Below are 13928 nucleotides of genomic sequence, written 5' to 3'. Positions count from 1 at the left end.
CCGGCCGGTAAGCCGGTCTGCCCCACCCCAGGCCGGCGGGGCTCAGGCGGCCCGACGGACAGCGGGCTGCGTCCCGCGGGAGTCGCCATCGGTCTGGAAGTGCGACACCAGCCCGTTGAGGTGCCCCGCCTCCGAGGCCAGGCTCCGCGCCGCGGCGGTCGCCTCCTCCACCATGGCCGCGTTCTGCTGGGTCATGCTGTCCATCTGGCGGATCGCGGCATTGATCTGGTTGAGCTCGGCCGCCTGGCCCTGCGACGTCTCGGCGATCGTGGCGACGGTGGTGGCCACCTCTTCCACCATGGCCGCGATCTTGGCGAAGGTCTCGCCCGAGGTGCGGACCAGCAGGGCACCCTTGTCGACCTCTTTCGAGCTGCCCTGGATCAGGGTCTTGATCTCGCTGGCAGCATCGGCGGAACGCTGGGCCAGGGCGCGGACCTCGTTGGCGACCACGGCAAAGCCCTTGCCCGCCTCGCCGGCGCGCGCCGCCTCGACCCCTGCATTAAGCGCCAGCAGATTGGTCTGGAACGCGATTCCGTCGATCACGTCGACGATCTTGCCGATTTCCTGAGCCGAGCGCTGGATATCGTCCATCGCCTCGACCGCCTGGCGGACCACAGCTCCGCCGTCGCTCGCCTCGCGACGGGTGGTGTCCGCCGCCCCGCGAGCCCGGCTGGCGTCCTCGGCAGTCTCGTGGACGCCATGGGTCAGGCGCTCGAGCCCGGCCGCGGTCTCCTCCAGCCGTGCCGCCTGCTGTTCGGTGCGCCGGGCCAGGTCGTCCGAAGCCTGACGGATCTCGCCCGCGCCGGTGTCGATCCCGGTGGCGCTGCCGGCCACGTCCGCCAGGGCCTCGCTGATCCGCTGGCGCATGTGCTCGAAATCCTGCTCGATCTGGGCAAACTCGGCGGGGAGTCCCTTCAGTTGGTGCGTGAAATCGCCGTCAGCCAGAGCCGACAGCGCCTGCTGCATCCGCTCGATGACTTGCAGGCGGTTCTGTTCCTCCGCCTTGAAGTAGGATGACAGGGCCACCGTCATGTCCAGCAGGGCCAGCTTGATCAGCGTGCCGATCGGGCCCCGCGCGCGGCGTCCGGCTCCCGGCAGGACGCCCGAGCCGATCAGCTCGACGATCATGTCCTCCAGCACCCGGGCGTACCCGCCGATATACCAGCGCGGCTCCAACCCGATCTTGGCGTGGACCAGGCCGATCGTCTCGGCCTTCTGCACATAGCCGGCGTCGACCGGCCGGCCGAACAGGGTGCGCCAGTGATCGAGCTGCTTCGACTTGGCATGCTGCACGCGCTGCGGATTGTGGAAGAAGCTCGCCACTTCGGGTGTTTTCTGCACCTTGGCGTAAAAGCGCTCCAGCGCCTTTGGACCGGCCCGCTCAACCACCTGGGCGATGCGCGGCAGGTTCTTCCAGTCTGCCGGGCCGATGCCGAAGAAGTCGATCGCCACCGTCACGATGGCACTGCCGTCTGATGCCTTGTCCACTCGCATTCTCCACTGTCCAGTCGTACGCCCGGGACGGGGCGCCGGGCTTTGGAGCCGGCTTGCGCGCGGTCCGTCTGCGCCATCCCTCTCCCAAGCGATCGTGCCCGGACAGTCTAGCCAGGCGATTTCAGCAAACCGCTAAGCCGAGGTTGCAGTTTTCCTGAGGAAAACCGGGACCCGGGATTAACTGTTGACCGCTGGCAAAGCGCCTTGGCACCAGCCCATGTCTTGTTGCCTCCGGGCCAGGTCTGAGCGAGAAATATTGGACACCTCGAAGCAATTGAGCAAAGTTTTGTCACAATTGCACAAGGACCTGCTCGCCGCGCGGTCCTAAAAACATGCAACTCGATCGCAACAATGATCAAGCCGGTGAAAACAGCACACTTCGTCGGTTCCATTTTCGATCAATGCGCGACGATCTTGGTGTGGCGCATGCCCGTGCGCGGCCGCGGGCGACGGGTGTCCTGCACCGATCCGTGGAAAGCGGCCATTCCGGCAGTGAAACTGGCTTCATGGGCTGAACCGGGCATGGCCACATCAGGGCCGGCACGGCCCCTGCCAAAGGTTAACGTGGGCCGGGTCCCCGACAAAACGGACCCCTATCCATTGGTGCAGGTCGCACCGGATGGCCCGACTCGGGGGAAGCGACGGCCCTGGCCCGTCCACCTCCCCCGCGCCTGTCGCTCCGGCTCACCAGCCGCAGGTCTGCCCCTTGGTCCGCTCCTTCAGCCACTTAGACAGCGGCGCGAAGTAGCGCAGCAAGGCCTTGCCGCTCATCTCGCGGCTCCCGGTGAAGGCCTCCAGCGCCTCGGGCCAGGGCTTGGAGGCGCCCATCGACAGCATCGCGCTCATCTTCTCGCCCACCGCCTTGTTGCCGTAGAACGAGCAACGGTGCAGCGGCCCGGTCCACCCGGCCTGCTGGCACGCCGCCTCGTAGAACTGGAACTGCAGCAGCCGCGCCAAGAAATAGCGCGTGTACGGCACCACCGCGGGCACGTGGTACTTGGCCCCGGCGTCGAAGGCATCCGCCCCGCGCTCGCCGGGGGGGACGATCCCCTGGTAGGTGCGCCGCATCTCGGTCCAGGCCTTGTTGTAATCGGCCGGCTTCACCGCGCCGGAGAACACCTGCCAGCGCCACCGGTCGATCAGCAGGCCGAACGGCAGGAACGCCACCTTGTCCATCGCCTGCTTGAGCAGCAGGCCGATGTCCTTGTCGGCACTGGGCACCTGCGCCCGGTCGAGCAGGCCGATCTGGACCAGGTATTCCGGAGTGATCGACAGGGCCATGGTATCCCCGATCGCCTCGTGGAAGCCGTCGTTGGCCCCGTCGAGATAGAGCGGCGACTGCTTGTTGTAGGCGCGCTGGTAATAGTTATGGCCCAGTTCGTGGTGGATCGTCACGAAATCGTCGCCGTTGACCTTGGTGCACATCTTGATGCGCAGGTCATCCTTGTTGTCGAGATTCCAGGCCGAGGCATGGCACACCACCTCGCGGTCGCGCGGCTTGGTGATCTGCGAGCGTTCCCAGAAGGTGGCCGGCAGCGGCGCGAAGCCGAGCGACGAATAGAACCCCTCGCCCGCCTTGACCATCTTGACCGGGTCATAGCCCTTGGCCTGCAGCAGATCGCCCACATCGAAGCCCAGGTCGCCCGCCCCCTTGGGCGCGACAACGTCATAGATGTTGCCCCATTCCTGGGCCCACATGTTGCCCACCAGGTCGGCGCGGATCGGGCCGGTCCTGGCCTGCACGGCATCGCCGTATTTCTGGTTCAGCTTCATCCGGGTGAAGCAGTGGAGCTGATCGTACAGCGGCTTGACCTCGGCCCAGAGCTTGTCGGTCAGGGCGGCGAAGGCCTCGGGGGTCATGTCATAGTTGGACCGCCACAGCGCGCCGGTATCGGCATAGCCCAGGTCCTTCGCCCCGGCATTGGCCAGTTCGACCATGCGCACGTAGTCCGCCTTGATCGGCGCGCCGACATTGTCGTGCCACGACAGCCACATCTCCTTCAGCTCGTCGGGGTTGCGGTTGGTGCCCATCGCCGCCTCGATGTCGCTGCCATTGATCGGCTGGCCGCGCAGGGTGCCCCGCCCCTTGCCATAGACGCCCTGCATGCGCGCCTGCAGCGTCGCCACCTCCTCGGCCGCACCCGGGCTGGCCGGAGCCGGCAGGACGATCGCGGTGCGCATCCGCGAGAGCTTGCGCGCCGTATCGTAGGACAGGCCGGGCAATGCGGCGAACCGGGCGGCGGCCGTCGCGCTGTTGACCAGCAGCGCGGTGGTGACCGCCCCGGCACGGGCGGTCAGGGCCTCGGTGTCGGGCGTGATATAGGTCTGGTAGACCCAGTCCGCCTGGGCGCCCTCCACCCCCACCCGCGCGAAGTCCGCCTCGGCCTTGGCGACGAAGGCATCGGCCTCGGCGACAGTCGGCGCGGGTGCGGGGCTGGACGCCGCGGGCGCATCGGCCGCGCGCGCCGGGCTGAGGGGAAGCACGGCCAGCCCGGCGGCCACCGCCACGAGCGAGACGAATTTTGACATGTTTTCCGTTCCTTCCGGCTATCGTTTCAGTCGCAACGACATGCCGCAGGCATAGCCGCAGCGGCGACCGATGCAAGCCGTCCGGTCAGTCCGACAGGAAGGACACGATACCCTCGCCGAACTCGCGCTTGGTCACGCTCGTCATGTGCGTGCCCGGCATCGGCGCATAGCGGGCGTTGGGCAGGATCGCGGCGAGATCCTCGGCCGAGCCGTTGTCGTCGTCCTCGGTCCCGCACAGCAGCAGGGTGGGCATGGTCACGGCCGACAGGTCGTCCACCCGGGCCTGGGCGAAGGATTCCAGCAGCAGGCGGGTGGCGACCAGATCGGTCCCGGTCGATTTCATGAAGGCCTGGGCGAAGTAGGCCGGATCCTCGCGCGGGATCGTGCCGAACCGGGCGATCGCATCGAGGAAGAACCCGATCCGCCCCGACCAGCCGCGAATGCCGGCGAGCCCCATGCCCGACAGGATCAGCCGGCGCGGCGCCACCCCGGCTTCGGCCACGCCCTTCAGCGCGGTGCGCGCACCGAGCGAGAAGCCGCAGAGATCGAAGTCGGTCAACCCCAGGCCATCGACCAGCGCGACCAGATCGCGCACCAGCACGTCCGCGGGATAGGCCGCCGGATCGTGCGGCGCAGCGCTCTGCCCGTGAGCGCGCAGGTCGGGCATGATCGCGGCAAAGCCCGCCTCGGCGATCCGCCGGGCCGTACCGTACTTGATCCAGTTGACCTCGGCGCTGGAGAACAGCCCGTGCAGCAGCAGCACCGGGCGCCCCTGGCCCAGCCGGTGCACGGCGAGCGGCGCACCGTCGAAGCCGGGCAGGAATTCGGTCGTCATGTCCACGCGCGCCTCAGCTCAGCAGCTTGTACCCGGAAAACAGCAGGACCGCTGCCAGGCACGGACGCAGGATATGGTCGGGCGAGCGCGAGGACAACAGGCTGCCGACCAGTACGCCCGGGACCGAGCCGATCAGCAGGTTGGCGAGCAGCCCGAAATCGACCCCGCCGATCAGCCAGTGGCCGAACCCCGCGACCAGGGTCAGCGGCACGGCATGCGCGATGTCGCTGCCGACGATGCGCGAGACGCGCAGCGCGGGGTACAGCATCAGCAGCGCGGTCACCCCCATCGCTCCGGCGCCGACCGACGAAACGGTGACGGCAACGCCGATCGCCGCGCCCAGCCCGATCGTCGGGACCAGGCTGGCGCGGTCGTCCAGCCGCTCGTGAGTCTTGGCGAACAGGGCGAGCTGCTTCTGGAACAGGGTGGCCATGGCCGTGATTATCAGCATCACGCCCAGCACCGTCACCATGATCGCGGCGGCGCGGCTGTCGGGCTTGCCGACCTGGCTCAGCACCAGCAGGGTCACCACCGCCGCCGGCACGCTGCCCAGCGCCAGGCGGCGCACGATCTTCCATTCGACCGTGGCCTTCCAGCCGTGCGCGGCGGTGCCGACGGTCTTGGTCAGGGCGGCGAACAGCAGGTCGGTGCCCACCGCGGTGTGCGGGCTGACGCCGAACAGCAGCACCAGGATCGGGGTCATCAGCGACCCTCCGCCGACCCCGGTCAGCCCGACCAGGAACCCGACGAGGAGCCCGGCCACTCCGTGCAGCACATCGAACCCTGCCACCAACGCCTCTCCTCGGCCGCATCACCGACCCCTGAAACCCGCCATAGGCCAAGTGCGATCCCGGGCAAGACAATCTCTACTTGCACGGTTGAAGTTTAAGTTTGTCGCGCCCGGGGGAGGTGCAAGACGCGGCCCACCTTGGCCACCCCGTCATGCCAGCGCAGGCCACCCGTGGCGGGGAGGTGCGAGGCGGAGCAATCGGCACGGGATGCCAGCCTCCGCTGGCATGACGGCGTTGAAGATCGAGGTGCTGCTACTCGGGCACACTGAGCCCCGCCGCCTCCCAGTGGCGCACCACGCTGGCCGTCGTCGCGGAGAAGTGCCGCGGCAGGTCGCGCGTATCGAGCCAGGGCTCCTGCAGCGCCTCGCTGCCAGCATGGGCCACGGGGCGGAAGTGCTCGGGCGCATCGAAGCTCCCCACGGTCAGATCCATCTGGCCGGTGCCGTCCGCCCAGGCGAAGCCCAGCGGCGTGCCGCAGGTGCGGCAGAACGGCCGCCGCGCGACCTGAGAGGAGGCGTACCAGTCGGGCTCGGTCAGCCAGCGCACAGCCTCGCGGGGCAGCTGCACGAAGGCTGCGGCGACCCCGCCGGTGGCCTTCTTGCACATCCGGCAGTGGCAACAGTAGGCCTCGTCGCTGGCGACACAGGCCTCATAGCGGATCCGGCCGCACTGGCAGCCTCCGGTCATGATTGCGCTCATGCCCACAGGCTAGGCCAGCAGGCCCCGCCGGTCACCCCTTCTTGAGGTGACGGCGCCCCAGCAGTTCGGCGATCTGCACCGCATTCAGCGCGGCGCCCTTGCGCAGGTTGTCCGAGACGCACCACAGCGACAGGCCGTTGTCGATCGTGCTGTCCTCGCGCACGCGGCTGACATAGGTGGCATAGTCGCCCACGCATTCGACCGGGGTGACGTATCCGCCGTTCTCGCGCTTGTCGACGAGCATCACCCCTGGCGCCTCGCGCAGGATGTCCTGGGCCTCGGCGGCGCTGATCTCGTTCTCGAACTCGATGTTGAGCGCTTCCGAGTGGCCGACGAAGACCGGCACGCGCACGCAGGTGGCGGTCACCTTGATCTTGGGATCGAGGATCTTCTTGGTCTCGGCCACCATCTTCCATTCTTCCTTGGTCGAACCATCGTCCAGGAAGACGTCGATGTGCGGGATCACGTTGAAGGCGATCTGCTTGGTGAACTTCTTGGGCTCGACACTGTCGCCGACGAAGATCGCGCGGCTCTGCTCGAACAGCTCGTCCATGCCTTCCTTGCCCGCGCCCGAGACCGACTGGTAGGTCGCCACGACCACGCGCTTGATCTTCGCCTTGTCGTGCAGGGGCTTGAGCGCCACGACCATCTGCGCGGTCGAGCAGTTGGGATTGGCGATGATGTTGCGCGCCTTGTAGCCGTCGATCGCCTCGGGGTTCACCTCGGGCACGATCAGCGGCACGTCCGGGTCCATGCGGTAGAGCGACGAGTTGTCGATCACCACGCAGCCCTGCGACGCGGCCTTGGGGGCATAAGTCTTGGTCGGGCCCGACCCCGCGGCGAACAGCGCGATGTCCCAGCCGGTGAAATCGAAGTGCTCGATGTTCTTGACCTTGAGCATCTGCCCGGTCTCGCCGAACTCGATCTCGTTGCCGGTCGAGCGGGGCGAGGCGACGGCGGCGATCTCGTCGATCGGGAAAGACCGCTCGGCCAGGATGTTCAGCATTTCGCGGCCGACATTGCCCGTCGCACCCACGACCACTACCCGGTAACCCATCTCACGCTCCTGCGAAAATCGGGGGGCGATTGGGGGCACGGGACGGCAATGTCAATGCCGGATGCGACCGGACGGGGCTATGATTGTTGCGTTGGACCGGTTGGTGCGTGATGCGAACGACCACTTGCGCCGGGTTGCGGTCATCCAGATTCCCTCCGCAAAAAGCACACGACCTCCCCCTAAACGTCGCCCCGGCCTTGAGCCGGGGCCCAGCTGACCTCTGCGGCAGCGGCGCGAACAAGCAAGCTGGGTCCCGGGTCAAGCCCGGGACGACGTGGCAAAGGCAGGTTGGATCAACTGCAATGGCCGCTGATGTCTGGTTGAGGACATTTGCGCTCTCCCCTTCGGGGGAGAGATACGGAGGCTTGTCCCGCAGGGACTAGCCGAAGTTGAGAGGGGATGGGGGCAGGTGATGCGCGCTGGCCCCTCTCCCAACCCTCTCCGCTGAAGGGGAGAGGGCTCGGACCCCTCCCCAACCCACCTGGACCCGGGCCTCCCCCAAATCCGCCCCGTCGCCCTACCCTGCCGCTGGCGCCACCCGCCGGAACGGCTGCCGTTCCCAATAGGACAGCGAGCGCCACAGCCACTCGAGCGGACCCGAGGCGAAGACCCGCATCCACACGTTGGCGAAGACCAGCAGGACCGCGATCACGATCGTGGCCTGCAGGGCCAGGTGCGCCCAGCCCTGCCCGCCCGGCAGGTCGAGCCCGATGGGCGAGAACATGATCCACAGCCCGGCGATCTGCTCCATGAAATAGAGCGTGAAGGCCATCTGCCCGGCCGGGCCGAACACCCCGACCACCCGTCCGCTCAGGCTGCCGCGGACCAGCAGGTTGATCGCCGCCAAATGCCCCAGCGACACCGCCAGGCGGGCGAACTCGTCGGTCAGCCAGATCGTCTTGGGCTGGGGCATGAAGGCCAGCCGTTCGACACAGCCGATGTAGCGAGCGCCCATGCCGAAGCCATAGGCGAGCAGCAGCACGAGCAGATACTCGCGGGTCGACCGCCGCCCCTGGATGAAGCCCAGCTTCCAAAGCGCCATGCCCAGGAGCATGGCCGGGAAGGCTTCGAGCACCCCGCCGAGCAGCTCACCCTTGCCCAGGATGGTCAGGTAGGCGCCGATCATCCACCCGGCATAGTCGGCCATGGAACGGCTGGCGCGGGCTTCGGCCTCCTTCTTGGCCTCCTTCTCGATCGTCGGGTCCTTCCCCGCGATCCGCTGCTCGATCTTGCGCCATTCCTGGACCGCCTTCGCCTCCTCCTTGGTCAGCGGCTGGTGGGCCTGCTGCTTGGCCATGGCGGAGTGGTAGGCAGTCTGGGTGGCGGAGCGCCCATGGTACTGGATCGCCCCGAAGACCAGGCCGAAGGCGGCGAAGCTCAACCCCAGCGGGATCAGCCAGCGCACGCTCAGGCGGCGGAACGGGAACAGCGCCAGCGCGCAGAGCGCATAGATATGGAGGATGTCGCCCGGCCAGAGCAGGCAGAAGATATCGAACAGCCCGAACAGCAGCAGCCACAGGTTGCGACGGATGTAGAGGTCGGCCACGGCCACCGGCCCGTCGGGCTCCATCGCCTTGGCCGCGGTCACCAGCAGTCCGGCCCCGAACAGGAACTCCAGCATGCCGCGCTGGGTCCCTTCCCAGGTCGTCTCGATCACCATCCAGGTGATCTGGTCGGCCGGGCTCCAGCCCATGGTCCGCGGATCGCTCAGGGCGTTCCAGATCGGTCCCGCCATGAAGGGGATGTTCATGAAGAAGATCCCCAGGATCGCGACCCCCCGGATCACGTCGAGCACGGCAATGCGGTCCCGCCCGCGCACCGGCGCGAGATGGACGGCGTGATCTGCCGTGGCTGCGGTGGTGCTCTGCTCGCTCAAACCCCGTCTCCCCCGATCGGTTGCCGGGCGAAACTATCATGGTGTATGATACAAGCAATACACTTTGTGCGGAACCGCGCCTACCGCGGCGGAGTCACCCCGTGCCGCTCGAGGAAGGCGAAGATCGTGTTCCACACGTGCGGCCCGATCTTCGGCCCGGTCACCCGATGGGTGTAGCCCGGATAAAGCATCATCTCGAAGGGCACGCCCTCGGCCTGCAGCTTGGCGATCATCGCGGTGGAGTTGTCGAACACCACGTTGTCGTCGGCCATGCCGTGGATCAGCAGTAGCGGGTCCGAGATCCTGGCCGCATCGGCAATCGTCCCGGACCGGGCATAGGCTTCGGGCACCTCGCGCGGATCGCCCATGTAGCGTTCGGTGTAATGGGTGTCGTACAGTTCCCACTTCGTCACCGGTGCCCCGGCGATGCCGGCGGCATAGGCCCCCGGATCGGCCTCCAGCATCTTCAGCGTCATATAGCCGCCATAGGACCAGCCATAGATCGCGACCTTGGCCGGATCGACGAAGGGCAGGCCTTTCAGATAGTCCAGCCCCGCCTTCTGATCGGCCACCTCCACGCTGCCCATCGCGCGCCAGATCGGGCTTTCGAAGGCCACGCCGCGATTGGCGCTGCCGCGGTTGTCGATCTCGAAGTAGATGTAGCCCTTGGCCACGATCGCCTGGGCCAGCGCTCCGGTCCAGGCGCGGTTGACCACCTGCACGTGCGGCCCGCCATAGTGCGAGAAGAACACCGGATAGCGCTTGCCCGGCTCCATCACCGGGGTGATCATCCGCCAGTGCAGCTCGGTCCCGTCAGCCGCCTTGACCGTGCCGAAAGTGGGCGCGCGATGGGCCTTCAGGTAAGGCGCATAGGGGTGATCGCCGGTCACCGCGTTCTGCTCCACCCAGACCCGCTCGCCGCTGCCATCGGCCTTTATCAGGTAGACCTGCGGCGGCTGCGCCTGGGCCGATCGCGTGACGAGCAGGTTCTGCCCGGCCTTGTCCATGCTCGCGGCATTGACCCAGCCCGGCTCGGTCAGCCGCTGCGGCGCGCCCGGGCGGGTCCAGTCCAGCGCATAGACCTGCTGCTCCAGCGGATCGTCGCCGGTCGAGGTGTAGAACAGCCGGTGCCGCGCCTGGTCGACCCCGACCAGCGCGGTGACCACCCCGGGGCCCGGGGTCAGCAACCGCGCATCGGCTGCGGCGAAGCGGCCTTTGGGATAGTGGTACAGCCGCCCGAACCCGTCGCGCTCGGACCACCAGATCAGGCTGCCGTCCTTCAGGAAGCGATAGGCATCGCTGAGGTTGACCCAGCTCTTGTCACGCGCGGTCTCGCTCAGCAGCACCTGCGCGGCCCCGGTCACCGGGTCGACCGCCAGCAGGTCCAGCCGGGTCTGCGCACGGTTCTGGCGCTGGACATAGAGCGTCCGGCCGTCCGGCGCCCAGTCGACCCGAGCGAGGTAGATGTCGGGATCGCTCCCCAGATCGACCCTGACCCGCTCGGACCCGTCCGGCTTCATCACCCACAGCGAAACCTCGGCATTGGCCGTGCCCGCCGCCGGATAGCGCTGCTCGAAGGTCCTGGTCCCGGCCGCGCCGATCGCCGCGCGGGTGACCACGCCCACCTTCGCCTCGTCGAACCGCTCCAGCGCCACGCGGCTGTCGTCGGGCGCCCACCAGGCTCCCTTGAACCGCGCCATTTCCTCCTGCGCGACGAATTCGGCCTCGCCCCAGTGGACCGTGGCGCTGGCCTCGTCGGGCGAGATCGCGACCGGCTTGCCGCCCGCCACCGCGCCCACCCAGAAGCGCCGCTCCGCCACGAACGAGACATAGCCACCCTTGGGGCTCAGCGCGGCGTCGCGAGCATCGGCCGAGACGCCGTCCAGCCGGCGCGCCGCTCCGTCGAGCCCGACCAGCAGCAGATCGCCGTCGAGCGGGACGAGCAGGCTCTTGCCGTCGGCGTTCCAGTCATAGGAGATGATCCCCTTCAGATCGCCCACGCGCATCCGCTCGCGCTGCATCTTCTCGGCCTCGGACAGCTCGCGGCCCGAGCTGAGCTTGCGGGAATCGACCAGCATGGTCCACTGCCCCGACTTGCGGTCGAAACCCCACAGATCATAGCGCTCGCGATCGTCCGGACGGTTGCGCAACACGGTCAGCCAGCGCCCGTCGGGCGACAGCTTGACCCCGCGCGGGCTGGGTCCGTTGAGCCCGGGGCTGGCATAGACCCGCTCGAGGGTCAGGGTCCCGGCCTGCTGGCCTTCGGGAGCGGTCACCACGGGCGCTCCGGCGAAGGCTGGCGGGACGGGCAGCAAAAGGGCGCAACAGGCCAGCAGGGCGGGACGCAGAATGGGCATGGCAAGGTATCGGCTCCAGGGGAGATGGTCGTGCGCCCGATAGGGAAAGGGCGCCCCGGCTGGTCTGCCGGGACGCCCTTGTCCTGTAAACCCTGTACGGTTGAGCCCGGGAATGTCCCGGGATCAGCCGTCGTTGCGGGTGTCGCGACGCTCGGCGATACGGGCGCGCTTGCCGGTCCGGCCGCGCAGGTAGTACAGCTTGGCGCGACGCACCACGCCGCGGCGGACCACGGTGATGCTTTCGATGTTGGGCGAATAGAGCGGGAACACGCGCTCCACGCCTTCGCCGAACGACATCTTGCGCACGGTGAAGTTGGAGTTGAAGCCGCGGTTCGACCGCGCGATGCACACGCCTTCATAGGCCTGGACGCGGGTGCGATCGCCTTCGATCACCTTCACGCCCACGCGCAGGGTGTCGCCCGCACGGAATTCCGGAATAACCTTGTTGGCCTTGGCGATTTCCTCGGCCTCGATCTGCTGGATCAGGTTCACTGGTCCACATCCCTCTTTTCACGCCGCGCGCCAGAGGCAGACTGGACCCGAGCACCCTCATGGCGCTCCCACAGATCCGGCCTGCGTAACCGTGTATCGACCTCGGACTGCAGCTTGCGCCACGCCGCGATCTTCGCATGATCCCCCGATCGCAGCACTTCAGGGATCGTGCGCCCTTCCCACTCAGCGGGTCGGGTGTAGTGGGGATATTCCAACAAGCCGTTCTCGAACGACTCCTCGGTCCCACTGGAAGGGGCGCCCATTACGCCGGGAAGCAGGCGAATGCAAGCGTCGAGCAGCATCAGCGCGGCGGGCTCGCCACCGGACAGGACGATGTCGCCGATCGACACCTCCTCCACCCCGCGGCCCGCGAAGATGCGTTCATCGAAGCCCTCGAACCGGCCGCAGACCACGATCACGCCGGGGCCTGCCGCCAGCTCGCGCACGCGGGCCTGGGTCAGCGGCCGGCCCCGCGGGGTCATGGCGAGGACGGGGACCGGGGTTGTCCGTTCCTCCCCGGTACGGGGAGGGGGACCAGCGTAGCTGGTGGAGGGGCACTCGGAGAGGGCGTCCGACTCCACGTCTTGCCCCTCCACCATCCTGCGGATGGTCCCCCTCCCCGTGCCGGGGAGGAACAGCGCCCGCGCATGGTCGATCGCCCTGGCCAGCACGTCGGCACGCAGCACCATCCCCGCCCCGCCCCCGGCCGGGGTGTCGTCCACGGTGCGGTGCTTGTCTGCCGCGAAATCGCGCAGCTGGATCGCCTCGAGCGACCACTTGCCCTCCGCGCGCGCGCGGCCCGCCAACGAGACGCCAAGCGGGCCCGGAAACATCTCGGGGTAAAGCGTGATGACGGCGGCATGGAAGGTCATGGCTTGCGTCCCAGCAGGAGGGCCAGCGCTCCGCCAGTCCAGCCGGCCAGGGCCACGGCCAGCCCGATGAACGGGATCATCATCAGGGCCAGGCGATCGCCGCGCGCCGCGCCATCGCGCGCCACCATGCCGGCCAGCAACAGGCCCATGATCGCCACGGCCGGCACCAGCCCGGCCAGCATGGCCAGCCGCCCCGGCGCCAGCGCGGTGCGCCGACGCAGCGCGGCGACGGCCAGCGCCGCGGCGCCCACCGCAAGGATCAGCAACAGCAGGGTCATGCGTCCTTGCTCCAGTTTTCGACGCGCAGACCGGGCACGTCGGCGAAGTCGGCGACATTGTTGGTGATCACTGTCGCCCCGATGCTCAACGCGTGAGCCGCGAGCAGCCGGTCGAAGCGGGCGCGCTTGAAGGGCAGGCGGGCATAGTGTCGCGCGGCGGCCTCATCGAACGGGAGCATCGGGATCGCCTCGATGAAGGCTTCCAGCACTTCAGGCTCGGGTGGTTTGCCAACGAAGGTCCCATAGGCGACCTCGGCATAACTGATCACCGAGATGCCAATCGTCCCTGCATCGCAATCGGCGATCCGAGCAACGATCGGATGGTTGGCCGACTCCATTGCGTAAACCGCGGAGTTCGCATCGATCAGATACCGGATCATTCGAGTCCGGCAGCCTTTCGTGCCGCGATCACGCTTGGCCGTTCCTCGAAATCCTCTCGCGGTGCCAGTTTGATGCCTGGCGCCTTGCCGGCAAACCCGCTGACATCGATCTTGCGCCGTGGCGCCTCTTCCGGCTCGACCACGAACCCGACCCGCTCCTCGCGCAGCACCATGGTCGCGCCTTCGATCAGGCCCAGCTCCTTAGGGATGCGCAGCGCGAGCGAGTTGCCCGACTTGAAGACCTTGGCCCGGTATTCCTTCGCCATCA

14 protein-coding genes are annotated in these 13928 nt (G+C 67.8%); 1 reads left to right on the top strand and 13 read right to left on the bottom strand.

The window, feature by feature from the left end; genetic code table 11:
- Nucleotides 1-42: 42 nt before the first annotated feature.
- Complete coding sequence (locus H7F49_RS12590) at nucleotides 43-1494, bottom strand: methyl-accepting chemotaxis protein (protein WP_235982130.1); 1452 nt, start codon at nucleotides 1492-1494, stop codon at nucleotides 43-45.
- 332 nt (nucleotides 1495-1826) lie between these two features.
- Here H7F49_RS12590 and H7F49_RS12585 point away from each other — a divergent pair, with 332 nt between their 5' ends.
- Nucleotides 1827-2009: a hypothetical protein gene (locus H7F49_RS12585; RefSeq protein WP_185683953.1), complete on the top strand. Its 183-nt coding sequence runs from the start codon at nucleotides 1827-1829 to the stop codon at nucleotides 2007-2009.
- A 169-nt stretch (nucleotides 2010-2178) separates the two neighbouring features.
- Here H7F49_RS12585 and H7F49_RS12580 read toward each other — a convergent pair whose 3' ends face one another.
- The 12 genes from H7F49_RS12580 to H7F49_RS12525 form a co-directional block, all read right to left on the bottom strand.
- Nucleotides 2179-4023 carry a M2 family metallopeptidase gene (locus tag H7F49_RS12580; RefSeq protein WP_185683952.1) on the bottom strand — a complete coding sequence of 615 codons (1845 nt, stop codon included), beginning with the start codon at nucleotides 4021-4023 and terminating at the stop codon, nucleotides 2179-2181.
- A gap of 85 nt (nucleotides 4024-4108) precedes the next feature.
- Nucleotides 4109-4858: an alpha/beta fold hydrolase gene (locus tag H7F49_RS12575; protein WP_185683951.1), complete on the bottom strand. Its 750-nt coding sequence runs from the start codon at nucleotides 4856-4858 to the stop codon at nucleotides 4109-4111.
- Nucleotides 4859-4871: 13 nt separating this feature from the next.
- Nucleotides 4872-5651, bottom strand: coding sequence for a sulfite exporter TauE/SafE family protein (locus tag H7F49_RS12570; RefSeq protein ID WP_185683950.1), 780 nt, complete (start codon nucleotides 5649-5651; stop codon nucleotides 4872-4874).
- A gap of 250 nt (nucleotides 5652-5901) precedes the next feature.
- Nucleotides 5902-6348 (bottom strand): GFA family protein, encoded by a 447-nt coding sequence (locus H7F49_RS12565; protein ID WP_185683949.1) that lies wholly within the window; start codon nucleotides 6346-6348, stop codon nucleotides 5902-5904.
- 31 nt (nucleotides 6349-6379) lie between these two features.
- On the bottom strand, nucleotides 6380-7405 hold the full coding sequence (locus H7F49_RS12560; protein WP_185683948.1) for an aspartate-semialdehyde dehydrogenase: 1026 nt from the start codon (nucleotides 7403-7405) through the stop codon (nucleotides 6380-6382).
- A gap of 517 nt (nucleotides 7406-7922) precedes the next feature.
- A complete protein-coding gene (locus H7F49_RS12555; protein ID WP_235982129.1) occupies nucleotides 7923-9281 on the bottom strand; it encodes a DUF418 domain-containing protein in 1359 nt (452 codons plus the stop codon).
- 80 nt (nucleotides 9282-9361) lie between these two features.
- A complete protein-coding gene (locus H7F49_RS12550; protein ID WP_185683947.1) occupies nucleotides 9362-11638 on the bottom strand; it encodes a S9 family peptidase in 2277 nt (758 codons plus the stop codon).
- Between the two features lie 123 nt (nucleotides 11639-11761).
- The gene (rplS, locus tag H7F49_RS12545) at nucleotides 11762-12130 is read right to left on the bottom strand and encodes a 50S ribosomal protein L19 (RefSeq protein WP_185683946.1); all 369 of its coding nucleotides are present in this window, start codon (nucleotides 12128-12130) and stop codon (nucleotides 11762-11764) included.
- Nucleotides 12127-13002, bottom strand: a complete 876-nt coding sequence (gene trmD, locus H7F49_RS12540) for a tRNA (guanosine(37)-N1)-methyltransferase TrmD (RefSeq protein WP_185683945.1) — start codon at nucleotides 13000-13002, stop codon at nucleotides 12127-12129. Before trmD ends, rplS begins: the two co-directional genes overlap by 4 nt.
- The gene (locus H7F49_RS12535) at nucleotides 12999-13280 is read right to left on the bottom strand and encodes a hypothetical protein (protein ID WP_185683944.1); all 282 of its coding nucleotides are present in this window, start codon (nucleotides 13278-13280) and stop codon (nucleotides 12999-13001) included. The genes trmD and H7F49_RS12535 overlap by 4 nt, the downstream gene beginning before the upstream one ends.
- A complete protein-coding gene (locus H7F49_RS12530; RefSeq protein WP_185683943.1) occupies nucleotides 13277-13660 on the bottom strand; it encodes a type II toxin-antitoxin system VapC family toxin in 384 nt (127 codons plus the stop codon). Before H7F49_RS12530 ends, H7F49_RS12535 begins: the two co-directional genes overlap by 4 nt.
- Nucleotides 13657-13926: an AbrB/MazE/SpoVT family DNA-binding domain-containing protein gene (locus H7F49_RS12525; protein ID WP_185683942.1), complete on the bottom strand. Its 270-nt coding sequence runs from the start codon at nucleotides 13924-13926 to the stop codon at nucleotides 13657-13659. The genes H7F49_RS12530 and H7F49_RS12525 overlap by 4 nt, the downstream gene beginning before the upstream one ends.
- Between the last annotated feature and the right edge of the window lie 2 nt (nucleotides 13927-13928).

The sequence above is a fragment of the Novosphingobium aerophilum genome, from assembly GCF_014230305.1.
Lineage (GTDB): Bacteria > Pseudomonadota > Alphaproteobacteria > Sphingomonadales > Sphingomonadaceae > Novosphingobium > Novosphingobium aerophilum.
This window is presented reverse-complemented; position numbering and strand designations above follow the sequence as displayed.